Source organism: Streptomyces sp. Q6 (assembly GCF_036967205.1).
Taxonomy (GTDB): domain Bacteria; phylum Actinomycetota; class Actinomycetes; order Streptomycetales; family Streptomycetaceae; genus Streptomyces; species Streptomyces citrinus.
Map to the genome: position 1 here is coordinate 2664287 of NZ_CP146022.1, position 17595 is coordinate 2681881.

Sequence of the window (17595 nt, forward strand, 5' to 3'; positions counted from 1 at the left end):
CGCATGACCATCCGCGTGATCATCGTCGACGACCAGAGCATGGTCCGGGCCGGCTTCGCAGCGCTGTTGTCCGCGCAGAGCGACATCGACGTCGTGGGCGAGGCCCCGGACGGCAAGCAGGGCGTCGAGGTGAGCCGGTCCACTCATCCGGACGTCGTCCTCATGGACGTGCGGATGCCGGAGATGGACGGGCTCGCCGCGACCCAGGAGTTGCTGAACCCGCCGCCGGGCGTATCGCACCGTCCCAAGGTTCTGATGCTCACGACGTTCGACGTGGACGACTATGTGTACGCGGCCCTGCGGGCGGGCGCGTCCGGTTTCCTGCTCAAGGACGCGCCGCCCGCCGATCTGATCGCCGCCGTGCGCGTGGTCGCGGCGGGTGAGGCACTGCTCGCGCCGACCGTCACCAAGCGGCTCATCGCGGACTTCACACAGGCCCAGCCGGTGCGCCGCAAGGAGCACTCGCCGAAGTTGAAGAGCCTGACACCGCGTGAGCTCGAAGTGCTCGAGCTGATCGCGCGGGGACTGTCCAACCAGGAGATCGCGCAGAAGCTGGTCCTGGCCGAACAGACGGTGAAGACCCACATCGGCCGCGTCCTGGCGAAGATCGGGCTGCGCGACCGCGCCCAGGCCGTGATCTTCGCGTACGAGTCCGGGCTCGTCACCCCCGGCGGGCAGTAGCATCCCCGCGCTGTGACCAACGCCCGTGGTATCACCGCGTCTTACCAGCTCAGCGGTGTGCGGCTCCGTCACCCCCTACTGCGGTATCAGATACGGATACCCAGGTATCACCCGTGAATTGGCTCCCCGGTGTGACGTGCTGCCCGAGGCCGTCTCCCTACCTTTCCCTCGTCACACCAACAGACGGAGGGGAGACGGGCGATGGGCCTTGGCTCTTGGAAGCGACGCGGTCGCCGCACCTTGGTCGCCGCCGCACTCACGACGGCGATCGTGTCGGGCACGGCGGGGTGGGCGACGGGCCATGAGCAGCGTCCGCTCACCGGCCCTCCGCCCGGTACCGGATCCTGGCGCGCCGACGACTCGCTGGGGGCCGCGCTCCCCGATCCCGCGAGATCGAATCCCGCTCAAGTCGCCGCCTTCTTCGCCGACTTGAGCGCATATCAGCGGACCGATCTGGCGGCTCGCCATCCGACGGTCGTCGGCAATCTGGACGGCGCCCCGATCGCCCTGCGTTACCAGGCGAACGCGATGGCTCTACGCGCCGAGGAGGCACGCGCCCGTGCCGACGCGCGGAACCGCTCGCTGACGCCACAGGCCCGCGCGACCGCTCAGGCACTGGCCGAGCGCTGCACCGAACTACTCGCCCCTGACCGCCGGATACTCGCCTTCGACCCGCGAGGGCGCGGCCAAGTAGCCGAAGTCCACGGCGACTTGCGCGGTGCTCGACATGTCTCCGTGATCGTGCCCGGGTCGGACATCGACCTGGGGTCGTTCGACCGGACGAAGGACGTCTACGGAACACCCACCGGAATGGCCCGCTCCCTGCACTCCGCCACGGGTGAGCACACCGCCGTGATCGCATGGGCCGGGTACACCACGCCGCTGGGGCTCGGCCCCGATGCCGCCACGGGCCGGCTGGCCGAGGCGGGAGCACCACGCCTCGCCCGGTTCGTGCAGGGCCTCACCGCTGCCGGGGTCCCGGATCCGGCCGTCTTCTGCCACAGCTACGGATCGGTGGTCTGCGGACTCGCGGCACAGCGACTGCCCGCGTCGGACCTGGTGGTCCTCGGTTCACCCGGAATGCGCGCGGACAGCGTGGCCGACCTGCACACGCGGGCCCGGGTATGGGCGGCGCGGGACGACAGCGACTGGATCGCGAAGGTCCCGAACGTCGAACTCTTCGGCCTGGGCCACGGCGTCGATCCCACCGACCGCGCCTTCGGTGCCCGACGGGTGCCCGCCGAGCGCGCTGAGGGCCACACCGGATATTTCGCACCAGGCACGGACTCGCTGCGCGCGTTCGCCGCCATCGCCACCGGAGCATCGTCATGACTCTCACCACCTTGCGCGCCCGCGTGTCCTCGGCCATGTCGCGGATCGACGCGAAGACCCCCGCTCACCGTGACCGGGCCGTGGACGGGCTGCGCGCTCTGGCCCTGCTCGCCGTGCCGACCGGCCACTGGCTCCTCGGTGGTTTCACCGTGGATTCTCAGGGCGCCCTGCACAACGCGAGTCCGCTGTCCGCCTTCGGCTTCTTCGCGCCGCTGAGCTGGGTGCTACAGATGCTCGGCGTCTTCTTCCTCGTCGGCGGGTACGCGTCGGTCCTGTCGTACCGGCGGGCCCAGGAGCGCGGTGTCTCCACAGGGGGCTGGTTGCGGGGCAGGATCGCCCGGCTCGGCCGACCCGTCCTCGGGGTCACCGCGGTCTGGGCCGCGATGATTCCGCTCCTTTACGCCCTGGGGATACCGGCGACGACCTTGCGGACCGGGTCCACGCTGGTCATCCAGCCACTGTGGTTCGTCGGCATCTACACGGTGATGACCGCGCTCACCCCGTGGTGCATCCGGGCGGCACACCGGCTCGGTGCCTGGGCTGCCGCACCGCTGCTCGGTTCGGTCGCCGCCGTCGACTTCCTGCGGTACGGGCCGCCCTCGTCCGTCATGCCGTCCTGGCTGAGCCTGCTGAATCTGCTGCCGGGCTGGATGTTCGCCTACCAACTGGGCGTCTGCTGGGGCGAGAAGAGGCTGGGCCGCCGGGGCGCCTGGGTACTGCTCGTGGGAGGAACGGCCTTGTTCGCGCTGCTGCTGCTCGCCTTCCACTACCCGACATCGATGGTCGGTGTGCCCGGTGAGGCACGGACGAACTCGCACCCGCCGTCGCTGCTGGTCCTCGCGTTGGCGGCCGCGCAGAGCGGCGCCGCGATTCTGCTGCGGGACCGGATCGGTCGCCTGCTGCGGCGGCCCGCCCTGTGGGCGCCGGTGGTGGTGATCAACCTGTCGGCGATGACGATCCTGTGCTGGCATCAGACCGCCATGCTCGCGGCGGCGGTCCCGGCCTCGTTCGCCGGGGCGATACCGGGGCTGACGGCAGCGCCGGACACGCTCGCCTGGACGGCCACTCGGCTCGCCTGGTTGCCGCTCTTCGCGGCGCTGCTCGTCCTGATAGGTCGCTATGCGCGCGGCTTCGAGTCGCCGTGGCGGCGTGCGAGCCGGGGGCGCGGCGTGCTGGCGGGGCTGCTCGCCGCGGGGTTCACGGCGTTCGCCCTGGGGCTCGCGTGAGGGCCTGGGCGACCCGCGCCGCCGTGGAGGTTGACCCGCTGCGGGGCGGACGCCCGGTCCGGCGCCGGGCAGGAGGCGCCGGCCGGGGCGTCGCCGGCACGGCTACTGTTCGCGGCCCGCCGAGGTGAAGCTCATGTCGGCGTAGCGGTCGCCGGACACCTGTGAGGCGATCGGCTCCAGCAGCGTCAACTCCTCGTCGGCGAGGACGACATGGGTCGCCGCGGTGTTCTCCTCGATCCGGGTGCGCTTGCGAGTGCCGGGGATGGGGACGACGGCGAGGCCGAACGCCTGCGCCTGCCGCTGCACCCAGGCCAGTGCGATCTGGCCGAGGGAGGCGCCATGGGCGTCGGCGACCTGGCGGACCGGTTCGAGCAGGGCCGCGTTGGCGGCGGCGTTGTCCCCGGTGAACCGGGGCTGCTGGCGGCGGAAGTCGTCGTCAGCGAGCTCCTTGTCGGCGCTGACGAAGGAGCCCGTGAGGAAACCACGACCGAGAGGGGAGTACGGAACGAGGGCGACGCCGAGTTCGGCGGCCGTGGGCACCACCGCGCGTTCGATGTCACGGCTGAACAGCGACCACTCGGACTGGACCGCCGCGATGGGGTGGACGGCGTGGGCGGCGCGGAGTTCGTCGGCGGTGACCTCGCTGAGGCCGAGGTGCTTGACCTTGCCGGCGGCGACGAGTTCGGCCATCACGCCGACCGTCTCCTCGATGGGGACCTTCGGGTCACGGCGGTGCATGTAGTACAGGTCGACCGAGTCGACGCCCAGCCGCTGGAGGCTGGCGTCGATGCAGGTCCGAATGTAGGCGGGGTCGTTGCTGATGACGCGCTTGTACGGGTCGCTCGGGTCGAGCCCGATGGCGAACTTGGTGGCCAGGACGATCTCGTCACGGTGCGCCTTGACGAAAGGAGCAAGAAACTTCTCGTTCTCACCGGCGGCGTAGGCGTCGGCGGTGTCGTACAGGGTGACGCCGAGTTCCAGGGCCCGCTCCAGGGTGGCCCTGGCCTCGTCGGCGTCCGTCGGTCCGTAGGCCCAGCTCATCCCCATGCAGCCGAGGCCCTGAATGCCCACCACGGGCCCGTTGCTTCCCAACTCAACAGTGGAGATGCGCTGCCGCTCGCCCGGCTGCGGCGTCCGTTGCGTGCTGTTCATGCGGTTCACGCCCTCTCAGGCGCCTGGCGGGCGCCCGCATAGAAATTGATCTTGTGATCGAGCACGGCCAGAGTGTCCTGGAGTTCGGCCATCCGGTTCAGGACGTCGCGGCGGGTCGACTCGAGGAGTTCTTTGCGCTCCTCGAAGGTGTGCTCGCCCAGGCGCACGAGTTCGGCGTAGCGGACCATGTGGGCCACCGGCATCCCGGTGAGCCGCAGCTTGCCGACGAAGGCGAGCCAGTCCAGATCACGGTTGGTGTAGCGGCGCTGGCCGGTGTGCGAGCGGTCGACGTCGGGCATCAGGCCGATCCGCTCGTACCAGCGCAAGGTGTGCGCGGTCAGCCCGGTGAAGGCGACGACCTCGCTGATGGTGTAGCGGTCCTGGCCGTCCGGACGCGGGTGCGCTTCGGGCGCGGCGGAGCAGGCGTCGACCTTGGTCCGGGCAGGTGCGGGCGTGGTCTCCATCACCGTCATGGGCCCCACGCTAGAACCTTGGAGTGCACTCCAAGCAAGCACATCGTGGGGATTTCCGGGCGACAGCGGCGTGGCCCCCTCGTTACGGTGCGGATCATGACTCCCGTACGCCGTGCCGTCCCCGGGGACGCCGACGAGCTGGTCCGGCTGCGCAAGATCATGCTGGACTCCATGAGCCCGAGCGCCGATGTGGCCTGGCAGCCGGCCACGGCCGATGCCCTGCGCCGCCATCTCGCCGATCCGGCGGGCGAGTTGACGGCTTTCGTGGTCGACGATCCGGACGTCCCCGGAAGTCTCGCCGCGTGCGCGACGGGGGCGCTCCACCACGGCCTGGGCAGCCCGGGCAACCCCCTCGGCACGTCCGGGCACGTCTTCAACGTGTGCACCGGGCCGGGGCATCGGCGCCGGGGCTATTCGCGGGCGTGCATGGAGGCGCTCCTCGACTGGTTCCGGGAGCGCGGCGTCCGCTGGATCGATCTGCACGCGACGGAGGCGGGCGAGCCGCTGTACGCCTCCCTCGGGTTCGCCCGCACCCCCGCGCCCTCGATGAGGCTGACGCTCTAGGCTCGTAGGCATGCAGAGCCTCGCGATGATCGAGAACTGGCCGGTACCGACCGCCGCAGCAGCCGTCGTCCGTGCGGACGGCACGGTCCTGGGGACGCGGGGACCCACGGCGCACCGCTTCCCGTTGGCCTCGGTCACCAAGCCGCTCGCGGCGTACGCGGCGCTCGTCGCGTACGAGGAGGGTGCCATCGAACTCGACGAGTCGGCCGGACCGGCGGGTTCCACAGTGCGGCACCTGCTGGCCCACACCAGTGGTCTCGCCTTCGACGAGCACCGGACGACGTCCGAGCCGGGGGCGCGCCGGCTGTACTCGAACGCCGGCTTCGAGGTGCTCGGGGACCACATCGCGAAGGCGACCGACATCCCGTTCGCCGAGTATCTGCGCCAGGCCGTGTTCGAGCCGCTCGGGATGGCCGCGACCACGCTGGACGGCTCGCCCGCCAAGGACGGGGTGTCCACGGTGGACGACCTGGTGCGGTTCGCCGCGGAGGTGCAGGCACCGCGACTGCTCGACCCGCGGACCGTGGCCGAGGCGATGACGGTGCAGTACCCGGGCACGAAGGGGGTGCTGCCGGGGTACGGGCATCAGAACCCGAACGACTGGGGGCTCGGCTTCGAGATCCGGGACCACAAGTCGCCGCACTGGACGGGCGGTTCGTCGTCGCCGCGGACGTTCGGGCACTTCGGGCAGTCCGGCACGTTCCTGTGGGTGGACCCGGACGCGGGAGTGGCCTGCGTGGCCCTGACGGACCGGGCGTTCGGGCCGTGGGCGGCCGAGGTGTGGCCGCCGTTCACCGACGCGGTGCGCGCCGAGGTCTGATCCGACAGCCCTGAACGCAGGGCGCCAGGCTCTGGGCGGCAGGCTCTGGGCGCTGGACTCTGGGCTCGCCTACCGCCGCATGCCCCAGAACCCGCGGAACTCCAAGACCCCCCGGAACCCCCGGAACCCCCTGTGCCTCCGCCGGGTCACCTGCTCATCTCCCAGATGAGCAGGTGGGCTTCCTCCGTGGTCGATGCCTCCAGGTTCGCCTCGTCCGTGATGCGGGCGGCGTCGCCCGGCCCCAATCGCGCGTCGCCCAAGCGCACTTCACCCCGCACGACGTGCAGGTAGACGTACGGCGCCACCGGCAGCGCCGTGCGCTCACCTCCGGTCAGGCGGCGGACGTGGAGCATCGCGCCCGCGGCGGGGACGTCGTACGGGGTCGAGTCGGCGATGCCGTGCACCACTTCGTACAGCGGATCGCCGCCCGGGTCGATGGGGGCCAGCCACATCTGGAGGAAGGTGAGGGGCTCGGTGCTGTCGTTGCGCTCGGTGTGCCGGACGCCGCCGCCGGAGCTGAGGCGCTGGACGTCGCCGGGCCGCACCACGGACTCGTGGCCGGCGGAGTCGCGGTGGGTGAGTTCGCCGGTGACGACCCACGTGATGATCTCGGTGTGGCTGTGCGGGTGCTCGTCGAAGCCGGCGCCCGGGGCCAGGTGCTCCTCGTTGCAGGCGAGGATCGCGCCGAAGCGCAGGTTGTCCGGGTCGTAGTGCGGGCCGAAGGAGAAGGCGTGGAGGGACTCGATCCCTGCCTCGGGTTCGCCCCCGGGATAGCGGTCGCCGGAGCGACGTACATCAATCACCCGGTACACGGTAGCCGCCGGGTCCGGGACTTGGCCGGGGTCGGCTAGGACCCTCCACTCCGCTGAGCCGCCCTGATAAGGCAGTCTTGTCCCCGTGCCCCAATCGGAATCAGCGCAGCCCTCAGAGAACGAACCGGCGGACCGTCGCCCGGATGCCCTCGCGGCCTCCCACCCGCACTCGGCGACCCTGAAGCGTCTGGAGAAGTCGTCCGGGTCGCTCGCCGCGCAGGCGATCACGCGCATGGACGAGACGCTGTCCTGGTACCGGGCCATGCCGCCGGAGAACCGGTCGTGGATCGGCCTGGTGGCACAGGCGGGTATCGCCGCGTTCACCGAGTGGTTCCGGCACCCCGACGCCCCGCAGGCCATCTCGACCGATGTGTTCGGCACGGCGCCGCGGGAGCTGACGCGGGCGATCACCTTGCGTCAGACCGTGGAGATGGTGCGCACCACGATCGAGGTCATGGAGTCGGCCATCGACGAGGTGGCGGCGCCCGGCGACGAGAGCGTGCTGCGTGAGGCGCTGCTGGTGTACGCACGGGAGATCGCGTTCGCGACCGCTCAGGTGTACGCGCAGGCGGCGGAGGCGCGGGGCGCGTGGGACGCGCGGCTCGAGTCCCTCGTGGTGAACGCGGTCCTGTCCGGGGAGGCCGACGAGGGTGCGGTCAGCCGGGCCGCGGCGCTCGGCTGGAACTCGCCGGAGCATGTCTGCGTGGTGCTCGGCACGGCCCCCGACGGCGACAGCGAGCTGACCGTGGAGGCGATCAGGCGGGCCTCGCGCCACGCCAAGCTCCAGGTCCTGACCGGAGTGCTCGGCAACCGGCTCGTGGTGATCGCGGGCGGCAGCGACAATCCGCTGGCGGTGGCGAAGTCGCTGATCGGGCCGTTCGCCGCGGGGTCCGTGGTCGCGGGGCCCGTGGTGCCGGACCTGCTCGCCGCCACGCGGTCCGCCCAGGCGGCGGCCGCCGGGCTCAAGGCCTGCGGCGCCTGGCAGGACGCTCCGCGGCCGGTGCTGGCGGACGATCTGCTTCCGGAGCGGGCGATCGCCGGAGACCCGTCCGCGCGGGAGCAGTTGGTGGAGGAGATCTACAGACCGCTGGAGGAGGCGGGCTCGGCGCTTCTGGAGACGCTCAGCGTCTATCTGGAACAGGCGAGCAGCCTCGAAGGCGCGGCCCGGATGCTCTTTGTGCACCCGAACACCGTCCGCTACCGGCTCCGACGTGTGACCGACGTCACCGGGTGGTCGCCATCCGATGTCCGGTCGGCGTTCACCTTGCGCATCGCGCTGATCCTGGGGCGTCTGGCCGACGCGGATCCTCAGTCGTAGGCTTTTGTCGGGGGTCTACAATTCCCCCTTCGGTTCTTCGTCCCTGTCCCCACGGGCGGCCCGCACCGTCCACAAGAGAGAGTGTGAGAGTGCTCGTACTCGTCGCTCCCGGCCAAGGCGCCCAGACGCCCGGCTTCCTGACTCCCTGGCTCGAACTCCCCGGCGCCGCCGACCGCGTCGCCGCGTGGTCCGACGCCATCGGACTCGACCTTGCCCACTACGGCACGCAGGCCGACGCGGACGCGATCCGTGACACGGCCGTGGCCCAGCCGCTCCTTGTCGCGGCCGGGCTCCTGTCCGCGGCCGCCCTCGGCGACGTGGCGCCGGGCGCGGTGGCGGGGCACAGCGTCGGTGAGATCACCGCTGCGGCGTTCGCGGGCGTGCTCGACGACTCCGCGGCTCTTCAGCTCGTGCGCAAGCGCGGTCTGGCCATGGCCGAGGCCGCGGCGATCACGCAGACCGGCATGTCGGCGCTGCTCGGCGGCGACCCCGAGGTCACCGTGGCGCACCTGGAGAAGCTCGGGCTGACCCCGGCGAACGTGAACGGGGCGGGCCAGATCGTGGCCGCCGGCACGCTCGAGGAGCTGGCCGCGCTCGAGGCCGACAAGCCCGAGGGTGTGCGCCGCGTGGTGCCGCTGAAGGTGGCCGGCGCGTTCCACACCCGGCACATGGCCCCCGCCGTGGCGAAGCTGGAGGAGGCCGCCGCCGCGCTGGCCCCGGCCCACCCCACGGTCACGTACGTGTCGAACAAGGACGGCAGAACGGTCGCGACCGGCGCCGAGGTCGTCTCCCGGCTGGTGGGCCAGGTCGCGAACCCGGTCCGCTGGGACCTGTGCATGGAGACGTTCCAGGAGCTCGGCGCGACCGCGCTCATCGAGGTGTGCCCGGGCGGCACCCTCACCGGTATCGCCAAGCGGGCGCTGCCGGGTGTGAAGACCCTCGCCCTGAAGACCCCCGACGACCTCGACGCAGCCCGCGCCCTGATCGCCGAAGCCACTCAAGCAACGGCCTGACAAGGAGATCCGAGCAGCATGTCGAAGATCAAGCCCAGCAAGGGTGCCCCGTACGCGCGCATCCTCGGCGTCGGTGGCTACCGGCCGACGCGGGTCGTGCCGAACGAGGTGATCCTCGAGAAGATCGACTCGTCCGACGAGTGGATCCGTTCGCGCTCCGGTATCTCCACCCGTCACTGGGCGAACGACGAAGAGACCGTCGCGATGATGTCCATCGAGGCGTCCGGCAAGGCCATCGCCGACGCGGGCATCCAGGCCGAGCAGATCGGCGCCGTGGTCGTGTCGACCGTCTCGCACTTCGCGCAGACGCCGGCCATCGCGACGGAGATCGCGGACAAGCTGGGGACGCAGAAGGCCGCCGCGTTCGACATCTCGGCGGGCTGTGCCGGCTTCGGTTACGGCCTGACTCTCGCCAAGGGCATGATCGTCGAGGGCAGCGCGGAGTACGTGCTCGTCATCGGCGTGGAGCGGCTGTCGGACCTGACCGACCTGGAGGACCGCGCGACGGCCTTCCTGTTCGGTGACGGCGCCGGTGCCGTGGTCGTCGGTCCGTCCGCCGAGCCCGCGATCGGCCCCACCGTGTGGGGCTCGGAGGGCGACAAGGCCGGGACGATCAAGCAGACCGTGCCGTGGGACGTGTTCCGCATCGGCGACGTGTCGCAGCTGCCCCTGGACTCCGAGGGCAACGTCAAGTTCCCTGCGATCACGCAGGAGGGCCAGGCGGTGTTCCGCTGGGCCGTGTTCGAGATGGCGAAGGTCGCCCAGCAGGCACTGGACGCGGCCGGGATCAGCCCGGACGACCTGGATGTCTTCATTCCTCACCAGGCCAACGAGCGAATCATCGACTCGATGGTGAAGACTCTGAAACTGCCGGAGCACGTCACGGTCGCCCGCGACGTGCGCACCACCGGCAACACGTCGGCCGCCTCGATTCCGCTCGCGATGGAGCGGCTTCTGGCGACCGGCGAGGCGAAGAGCGGCGACACCGCGCTCGTCATCGGCTTCGGGGCGGGTCTCGTATACGCCGCCACGGTCGTTACCCTCCCCTAGGCATCCTGTGCGGATCACCTGATCCGCACAGCTGCCACTCACCTGCCGCTCCGCGGCGGGCGCCACACCCTCTGGATACACACCGAAGGAGCGCCACAATGGCCGCCACTCAGGAAGAGATCGTCGCCGGTCTCGCCGAGATCGTGAACGAGATCGCCGGCATCCCGGTCGAGGACGTCCAGCTGGACAAGTCCTTCACCGACGACCTGGACGTCGACTCGCTGTCCATGGTCGAGGTCGTCGTCGCCGCCGAAGAGCGCTTCGACGTCAAGATCCCGGACGACGACGTCAAGAACCTCAAGACCGTCGGCGACGCCACGAAGTACATCCTCGACCACCAGGCCTGAGCCACCGGCTTCAGTCCCTAAGGTCAGTCGCTCCGCCACCCGGCGGTGGCGCCGCTGAATCCCTCGCATCCGTTGGAGAAAGAATTCCTGTGAGCTCGACCAATCGCACCGTGGTCGTCACCGGTATCGGCGCAACCACACCGCTGGGTGGCGACGCGACATCCACCTGGGAGGGTCTGGTCGCCGGACGTTCCGGTGTCACGCCCCTCGAGCAGGAGTGGGCCGCCGACCAGGCGGTCCGTATCGCGGCGCAGATCGCCGTGGATCCGGGCGAGGTCATTCCTCGTCCTCAGGCCCGCAAGCTGGACCGCTCCGCGCAGTTCGCGCTGATCGCCGCCAAGGAAGCCTGGGCCGACGCCGGTTTCACCGACAAGGCCGGTGACGATCCGGCCGTCGACCCCGACCGTCTGGGCGCCGTCATCGCGTCCGGCATCGGCGGTGTGACCACGCTGCTCGACCAGTACGACGTGCTGAAGGAGAAGGGCGTTCGCCGCGTCTCCCCGCACACCGTGCCGATGCTGATGCCCAACGGCCCGTCGGCCAACGTGGGCCTGGCCGTGAACGCCCGCGCGGGTGTGCACACCCCGGTCTCCGCCTGCGCGTCGGGCGCCGAGGCCATCGGCTACGGCATCGAGATGATCCGCACCGGCCGCGCCGACGTCGTCGTCTGCGGTGGCACCGAGGCGGCCATCCACCCGCTGCCCATCGCCGCGTTCGGCAACATGATGGCGATGTCCAAGAACAACGACGACCCACAGGGTGCCTCGCGCCCCTACGACACCGGCCGGGACGGCTTCGTCCTCGGTGAGGGTGCCGGCGTCGTCGTCCTGGAGTCCGCCGAGCACGCCGCACGGCGTGGCGCCCGCGTCTACGCGGAGGCCGTCGGCCAGGGCATCTCCGCCGACAGCCACGACATCGTGCAGCCGGAGCCGGAGGGCCGCGGTATCGCGCAGGCCCTTCAGCACCTGCTCGACAACACCGACCTGGACCCGGCCGAGATCGTGCACGTGAACGCGCACGCGACGTCGACGCCCGCCGGTGACGTGGCCGAGCTGAAGGCGCTGCGCAAGGTCTTCGGTGACGACACCGACCACATGGCGGTCTCCGCCACGAAGTCCATGACGGGTCACCTGCTGGGTGGCGCCGGTGGCGTCGAGAGCGTCGCTTCGGTGCTCGCGCTGTACCACCGGGTCGCTCCGCCGACGATCAACGTGGAGAACCTGGACCCCGAGGCCGAGGCCAACGCGGACATCGTCCGTGGCGAGGCGCGCAAGCTGCCCGTCGAGGGCCGGATCGCCGCGCTGAACGACTCGTTCGGCTTCGGTGGGCACAACGTCGTCCTGGCCTTCCGGACGGTCTGACACGCCCCGACGCTCCGCTGAACACGGCAGTGGGCCCGCTCCGGTAACCCGGGGCGGGCCCACTGCCGTTCGCAGAGGCGTCAGACCACTCGTCAGACCACCTGATGGAGCCAGCGGACCGGGGCGCCCTCGCCCGCGTAGCGGAAAGGCTCCAGTTCGTCGTCCCAGGGCTTGCCGAGGAGTCTGGCGAGTTCTGCTTCCAGGTTCGTCTCGCCGGCCTTGGAGCGGGCGAGAGCGGCGCGCAGACGGTCCTCGGGGATGAGGATGTCGCCGTGGATGCCGGTGACGGCGTGGAAGATGCCGAGTTCGGGGGTGGCGCTGTAGCGCTCGCCCTCGGCGGCGGCACAGGGTTCGGCCGTCACCTCGAAGCGCAGCAGTTGCCAGCCGCGCAGCGCGGAGGCCAACTGGGACGCGGTGCCCACCTCGCCCCGCCACGAGAACTCGGATCTCCAGGTGCCCGGCGCCGCCGGCTGCCTGATCCAGTCGAGGCTGACGCGCGCGCCTAGGACGCCCGCGACCGCCCATTCGACGTGCGGGCACAGCGCGCGCGGCGCGGAGTGCACGTACAGAACTCCACGTGTCGTCACCGGGACCTCCAGTGTGGGTCGAGGTTCGCCTTCCCCAGCGGCCTCGCGCCCGTGCCGAGCCTTCTTCCCTCTGAGCCCGACCCATGAGGTTCAGACAAAAAGGGACACATCTGACGTGTTGTAATTTAGCGGAACCGGTACAGCGGGGTCTCACTGGGTCGACCGGGGACCCCGGGGCGAGGCTATCGCGCAGCGGTGCAAGGAGTGTGACGTACTGTCGGTCCCGAGGCCGACAAACACCGACCTTTCACCCGACAGGGCCACGGCATATGACGGAGGGGACACGGGATGCGGGAGCGAAGCCACCGGTCGACCGCCGTTCGGGCGGCCGTCGCCGGTGCGGTGGTCGCGGTGCTCGGGGTCGCGGGGCTGACGGCCTGTGACGCCTCCGGTGACAACTCCCCCGGTCCCGGCGGTTCGACAGCGGCCACGAAGCCGTCGCCGAAGCCCACTCCGACGTGGGACACGAGTCCGCGTTCCGTCGCCGCCGTGGGCGATTCGATCACGCGGGGGTTCGACGCCTGCTCCGTGCTGTCGGACTGCCCCGAGGTCTCGTGGGCGACCGGTTCCGACGCGCAGGTCAAGAGTCTCGCCGTACGGCTGCTCGGCAAGAGCCGTGCCGCGTCGCACAGTTGGAACTACGCGCAGACGGGGGCGCGGATGGCCGATCTGCCGGAGCAGATGCGGCGGGCGGCGGAGCGCGGGCCGGGGCTCGTGACGGTGATGGCCGGGGCCAATGACGCGTGCCGGACGACCGCGGCGGCGATGACGCCCGTGGCCGACTTCCGGGCCGACTTCGAGGAGTCCCTGCGGCAGTTGCGGCGTACGGCGCCGAAGGCGCAGGTGTACGTGATGAGCGTGCCGGACCTGAAGCGGCTGTGGTCCGAGGGGCGGGCGAATCCGCTGGGCAAGCAGGTGTGGAAGCTGGGCATCTGCTCGTCGATGCTGGCCGATCCGGACGCCGTCGACAGTGCGGCCACCGCGCGGCGCGACGCCGTGCAGGAGCGCGTGGTGGCGTACAACAAGGTGCTGAAGGACGTCTGCGCGAAGGACAAGCGGTGCCGTGACGACGACGGCGCGGTCTTCGGATACCGGTTCGGGCAGACGCAGTTGAGTCACTGGGACTGGTTCCACCCGAGTGTGAACGGGCAGGCGCGGCTGGCCGAGCTCGCCTATCGCGCGGTGACCGCGAAGGATCCGGCCGCCTGAGTGTCACAGGGCGGGCGTAGGGTCTCGATCATGCGCAGCGAACTCTTCGACGCCCTCCCCGACGGCACCGACGTCCACCGCTGGATCCTGGAGCGGGACGGGGTGCGGGTCCGTGTCCTGACGTACGGCGGCATCGTGCAGACCGTCGAGACGCCCGACCGGGAGGGGACCGAGGGGCAGATCGTGCTCGGGTTCCCCGATCTCGCCGGCTATCTCGCGCACCCGGGTCCTTACCTGGGCGCGCTGGTGGGGCGGTACGCGAACCGGATCGCGGGCGGCCGGTTCCCGCTCGACGACCGGACTTATCACCTCGCGCAGAACGACGGATCGAACTCGCTGCACGGCGGTGAGCGCGGCTTCGACAAGCGGGTGTGGGGCGCGGAGGCCGTCGGCGAGCACGCGGTGCGGCTGAGCCGGGTCTCGCCGCACGGCGAGGAGGGGTTCCCGGGGCGTCTCGAGGTGTCGGCGACGTACGCGCTGGAGGAGGGCGGGGCGCTGCGGATCTCGTACGAGGCCGTGACCGACGCGCCGACGGTCGTGAACCTCACGAACCACACGTACTGGAATCTCGGCGGGGCCGGTGCCGGGGACGCGGCCGGTGGGCACGAGGTGCGCATCGACGCCGGGCGGGTGACCGCCGTGGACGAGAACCTGATTCCGACCGGTGAGCTGAGCCCGGTCGAGGGGACGCGGTTCGACTTCCGGGAGAGCCGGAAGGCCGGGCCCGGGTACGACCACAACTATGTGCTCGACAAGGGCGTCACCGGCGAGGCCGTGACGGTGGCGGAGGTGCGCGACCCGGTGTCGGGGCGGACGTTGAGCGTGGCCACGACCGAGCCGGGGTTGCAGTTCTACACCGCGGACCACTTCGACGCCGATGTGCCGTTCGCGCCCGGTGACGGGATCGCGCTGGAGACGCAGCACTTCCCGGACTCGCCGAACCGGCCGGAGTTCCCGAGCACCGTGCTGCGGCCCGGCGAGGTGTACCGGTCGCAGACGGTGTACGGGTTCGGTGTCCGCCCGTAAAGAGCCGTCGGAGGTGTGAGGACGGCAAAGGGGCGGCGGGGTCAGGTGCCGCCGCCCCTGGTCGTGGGGCCGCCGGTCAGACGGTGAGCGTCGTGCTCACGCGGTGGTCGGTGAGCGAGCGGCCGGCCGACAGCTCGTAGGAACCGGCCTGGTGGGACCAGGACCTGGTGTGCTCGTCCCAGATCTCGAAGGCGCGGCGCGGGAGTTCGACGACGGCTTCGACGCTCTCGCCGGGGGCCGCGCCGACGCCCGCGAATCCGGCGAGCCAGCGCTCGGGGCGGGCCGCGTCGGGCTCGGTCGGCGACAGGTAGAGCTGGACGACCTCGCGGCCGGGGCGTTCGCCGGTGTTGCGGACGCGGATCGTCGCCGTGGTGCCGGTGACCTCGATCGACTCGTACGTCCAGTCGGTGTAGCCGAGGCCGTGGCCGAAGGGGTACGCGGGGGTGGCGCCGGCCTTGTCCCAGGCGCGGTAGCCGATGAACACGCCCTCGGTGTAGGCGAGTTCGCCGTCGGTCGGGGTGACCTGGGTGACCGGGGCGTCGGTGAGCGAGCCCCAGGTGGTGGGCAGTCGGCCGCCGGGCTCCTCGGCGCCGAACAGGACGTCGGCGAGCGCGTCGCCGCCCTCCTGGCCGGGGAACCAGCTGAGCAGCACGGCAGCCACGTCATCCCGCCACGGGAGTTCCACCGGGGAGCCGGAGTTGACGACCACGACGGTGTTCGGGTTGGCGGCGGCGACGGCGCGCACCACGTCGTCCTGGCGGCCCGGGAGTCGCAGGTCGGTGCGGTCGAAGCCCTCGGACTCGACGCGCTCCGTCGTGGCGACCACGACGACGGCGACCTCGGCGTCGCGCGCGGCCTCGACGGCCTCGGCGATCAGGGCGTCCTCGTCGCGGCGGGGGCCGAGGTGCGTGAAGGTGAACATCACGGCGGGCAGCGGCATGGCGAGGGACTTGTCGAGGGGGTGCAGGAGGGAGACCTCGACGGGCACGCCCTCGGTCAGCGCCACCTTGCCGCGCTCCAGCGGGGCGCCGAAGAACGCCTCGAAGGGGTCGGACTCGTCGCCCATCGGCTGGACACCGTCGTAGAGGACGGTGCCGTCGACGGTGAGGGTGAAGGCGCCGAGGCCGCGCGTGCCGAAGGCGTGGTCGCCGCTCTCGCGCGGGGTGAAGGTGCCCGTGATCTCGATGCTGTGCAGCGCCTCGTGGGTGACGCCGTCGGGCAGGTCGTCGCCCATCCACTGGAGCTGGCCGCTGGGCAGGGAGCCCTCGCCGATGACGGTGCCGTCGGCGTCCCGGCAGACCGCGCGCAGCTCGAACCCCTTGTCGGCGGGGCCGAGTTCGTCGCTCGGGTCGGCGCCGACGGCGTACGTGAGGGAGGTCGCGGCCGCGCTCAGGCCGTCGAGCGGGGAGACGATGCGGGAGGGGAAGACGGTGGCGGAGCCGCCGCCGAGGACGCGGGCGTCGCGGGCGGCGGCGCCGATCAGGGCGATCCGGGTGTCGGAACGCAGCGGCAGCACACCGGAGTTGCGGACGAGGACGAACGCGCGGCGGGCGATCTCGCGGGCCAGCGCCTCGCCGTCGATCTCCGCGGGCACCTCGGTGACGACGGGCTCGGCGCCGTCGAGGATGCCGACGCGGGCGGCGAGCCGCAGCACGTTGCGCACGGCGTCGTCGACCTCGGACTCCTCGGCCTCGCCCGCGCGGACCGCCGCGGCGAGCGCCGGGCCGTAGACCGTCTGCGGTCCCGGCATGGCGACGTCGAGGCCGCCCTTGAGGTCGCCGGTCGTCGAGCGGGCGGCCATCCAGTCGGAGACGTTGAAGCCGTCGAAGCCCCATTCGCCGCGCAGGACCTCGTTCACGAGGTAGCGGTGCTCGGTCATCGTCGTGCCGTTGACGGTGTTGTAGGCGGTCATGATGCCCCACGGGTGGGCGTTGGCGACGATGGCCTCGAAGGGGGCCAGGTAGAGCTCGCGCAGGACGCGTTCGCTGAGCAGGTTGTTCACGGTGAAGCGGTCGGTCTCGGCGTCGTTGGCGACGAAGTGCTTGACCGTGGTGCCGACGCCGCCGGACTGGACGCCCCGGACGTATCCGGTGCCGATGGCGCCGGTGAGGTACGGGTCCTCGCTGTACGCCTCGAAGTGGCGGCCGCCGAGCGGGGAGCGGTGCAGGTTCACGGTCGGCGCGAGGAGGACGTGGACGCCCTTGCGGCGGGCTTCCTGGGCGAGCAACTCCCCCGCCCTGCGCGCGAGTTCCGGGTCCCAGGTGGCGGCGAGCGCGGTCGGGGACGGCAGGGCGATCGACGGGTCGTCCGCGGTCCAGCGCACGCCGCGCACCCCGATCGGGCCGTCGGACATGACCAGGGACGCCAGGCCGATCTCGGGGATCTCCGGCAGCGACCACATGTCCTGGCCCGCGAGGAGTCGCGCCTTGGTGTCGAGGTCGAGCTTGCCGAGGGCGGCCTCCACCACCGCCTCGCGGGCCCGCGCCCTCTCGCCGTCCACCTGGTCCGTGCGGTTCGCCTGGTTCGCCATGCCGGCGCCTCCTCGTCGAGGTCGTCACCTCCGGGTCCGGGCGGGGTGCCCGTCGGAGCACGTCCATCCTGCACCCGATACCTGTAGAGCGGTA

The 17595-nt window shown here is 71.3% G+C and carries 17 protein-coding genes; 12 read left to right on the forward strand and 5 right to left on the reverse strand.

All coding sequences use genetic code 11. From position 1 onward, the window contains the following. The first annotated feature begins 3 nt into the window (after nt 1-3). From V2W30_RS12460 to V2W30_RS12470, 3 genes are all read left to right on the forward strand, one after another. The gene (locus V2W30_RS12460) at nt 4-681 is read left to right on the forward strand and encodes a response regulator transcription factor (RefSeq protein WP_338696138.1); all 678 of its coding nucleotides are present in this window, start codon (nt 4-6) and stop codon (nt 679-681) included. A 201-nt stretch (nt 682-882) separates the two neighbouring features. Next, a complete protein-coding gene (locus tag V2W30_RS12465; RefSeq protein WP_338696139.1) occupies nt 883-2013 on the forward strand; it encodes an alpha/beta hydrolase in 1131 nt (376 codons plus the stop codon). Next, nucleotides 2010-3239 carry an acyltransferase gene (locus V2W30_RS12470; RefSeq protein WP_338696140.1) on the forward strand — a complete coding sequence of 410 codons (1230 nt, stop codon included), beginning with the start codon at nt 2010-2012 and terminating at the stop codon, nt 3237-3239. Before V2W30_RS12465 ends, V2W30_RS12470 begins: the two co-directional genes overlap by 4 nt. A 102-nt stretch (nt 3240-3341) precedes the next feature. Here the strand turns inward: V2W30_RS12470 and V2W30_RS12475 are convergent, their stop codons facing one another. Together V2W30_RS12475 and V2W30_RS12480 are read right to left on the reverse strand one after the other, a co-directional pair. After that, complete coding sequence (locus V2W30_RS12475; RefSeq protein WP_425244525.1) at nt 3342-4391, reverse strand: aldo/keto reductase; 1050 nt, start codon at nt 4389-4391, stop codon at nt 3342-3344. A gap of 5 nt (nt 4392-4396) precedes the next feature. Then, nucleotides 4397-4864: a MerR family transcriptional regulator gene (locus V2W30_RS12480; protein WP_338696142.1), complete on the reverse strand. Its 468-nt coding sequence runs from the start codon at nt 4862-4864 to the stop codon at nt 4397-4399. Between the two features lie 96 nt (nt 4865-4960). On the opposite strand from V2W30_RS12480, the gene V2W30_RS12485 reads away from it, so the two are divergent. Together V2W30_RS12485 and V2W30_RS12490 are read left to right on the forward strand one after the other, a co-directional pair. Continuing rightward, nucleotides 4961-5428 carry a GNAT family N-acetyltransferase gene (locus tag V2W30_RS12485; RefSeq protein ID WP_338696144.1) on the forward strand — a complete coding sequence of 156 codons (468 nt, stop codon included), beginning with the start codon at nt 4961-4963 and terminating at the stop codon, nt 5426-5428. A gap of 10 nt (nt 5429-5438) precedes the next feature. Continuing rightward, nucleotides 5439-6248, forward strand: coding sequence for a serine hydrolase domain-containing protein (locus V2W30_RS12490; protein WP_338696145.1), 810 nt, complete (start codon nt 5439-5441; stop codon nt 6246-6248). Between the two features lie 146 nt (nt 6249-6394). On the opposite strand, the gene V2W30_RS12495 is transcribed toward V2W30_RS12490, so the two are convergent. Then, nucleotides 6395-7060 (reverse strand): pirin family protein, encoded by a 666-nt coding sequence (locus V2W30_RS12495; RefSeq protein WP_338696146.1) that lies wholly within the window; start codon nt 7058-7060, stop codon nt 6395-6397. An 85-nt stretch (nt 7061-7145) separates the two neighbouring features. Here V2W30_RS12495 and V2W30_RS12500 point away from each other — a divergent pair, with 85 nt between their 5' ends. The 5 genes from V2W30_RS12500 to V2W30_RS12520 all read left to right on the forward strand — a co-directional run bounded on the left by V2W30_RS12500 (nt 7146) and on the right by V2W30_RS12520 (nt 12149). Next, nucleotides 7146-8378, forward strand: coding sequence for a helix-turn-helix domain-containing protein (locus V2W30_RS12500; RefSeq protein ID WP_338696147.1), 1233 nt, complete (start codon nt 7146-7148; stop codon nt 8376-8378). 89 nt (nt 8379-8467) lie between these two features. After that, the gene (locus tag V2W30_RS12505) at nt 8468-9391 is read left to right on the forward strand and encodes an ACP S-malonyltransferase (protein WP_338696148.1); all 924 of its coding nucleotides are present in this window, start codon (nt 8468-8470) and stop codon (nt 9389-9391) included. Nucleotides 9392-9409: 18 nt separating this feature from the next. Next, the gene (locus V2W30_RS12510; RefSeq protein WP_338696149.1) at nt 9410-10441 is read left to right on the forward strand and encodes a ketoacyl-ACP synthase III; all 1032 of its coding nucleotides are present in this window, start codon (nt 9410-9412) and stop codon (nt 10439-10441) included. A gap of 98 nt (nt 10442-10539) precedes the next feature. Next, the gene (locus V2W30_RS12515; protein ID WP_103834200.1) at nt 10540-10788 is read left to right on the forward strand and encodes an acyl carrier protein; all 249 of its coding nucleotides are present in this window, start codon (nt 10540-10542) and stop codon (nt 10786-10788) included. Nucleotides 10789-10877: 89 nt separating this feature from the next. Further along, a complete protein-coding gene (locus V2W30_RS12520; RefSeq protein ID WP_338696158.1) occupies nt 10878-12149 on the forward strand; it encodes a beta-ketoacyl-[acyl-carrier-protein] synthase family protein in 1272 nt (423 codons plus the stop codon). A gap of 92 nt (nt 12150-12241) precedes the next feature. Here V2W30_RS12520 and V2W30_RS12525 read toward each other — a convergent pair whose 3' ends face one another. After that, nucleotides 12242-12736, reverse strand: coding sequence for a DUF3145 domain-containing protein (locus V2W30_RS12525; protein ID WP_338696160.1), 495 nt, complete (start codon nt 12734-12736; stop codon nt 12242-12244). Nucleotides 12737-13024: 288 nt separating this feature from the next. Here V2W30_RS12525 and V2W30_RS12530 point away from each other — a divergent pair, with 288 nt between their 5' ends. Both V2W30_RS12530 and V2W30_RS12535 read left to right on the forward strand, forming a co-directional pair. Further along, a complete protein-coding gene (locus V2W30_RS12530) occupies nt 13025-13945 on the forward strand; it encodes an SGNH/GDSL hydrolase family protein (RefSeq protein WP_338696161.1) in 921 nt (306 codons plus the stop codon). 30 nt (nt 13946-13975) lie between these two features. Next, nucleotides 13976-14971, forward strand: coding sequence for an aldose epimerase family protein (locus V2W30_RS12535; RefSeq protein ID WP_338696162.1), 996 nt, complete (start codon nt 13976-13978; stop codon nt 14969-14971). A gap of 76 nt (nt 14972-15047) precedes the next feature. On the opposite strand, the gene V2W30_RS12540 is transcribed toward V2W30_RS12535, so the two are convergent. Beyond that, nucleotides 15048-17501 (reverse strand): beta-glucosidase family protein, encoded by a 2454-nt coding sequence (locus V2W30_RS12540; protein WP_338696163.1) that lies wholly within the window; start codon nt 17499-17501, stop codon nt 15048-15050. Nucleotides 17502-17595: the final 94 nt, after the last annotated feature.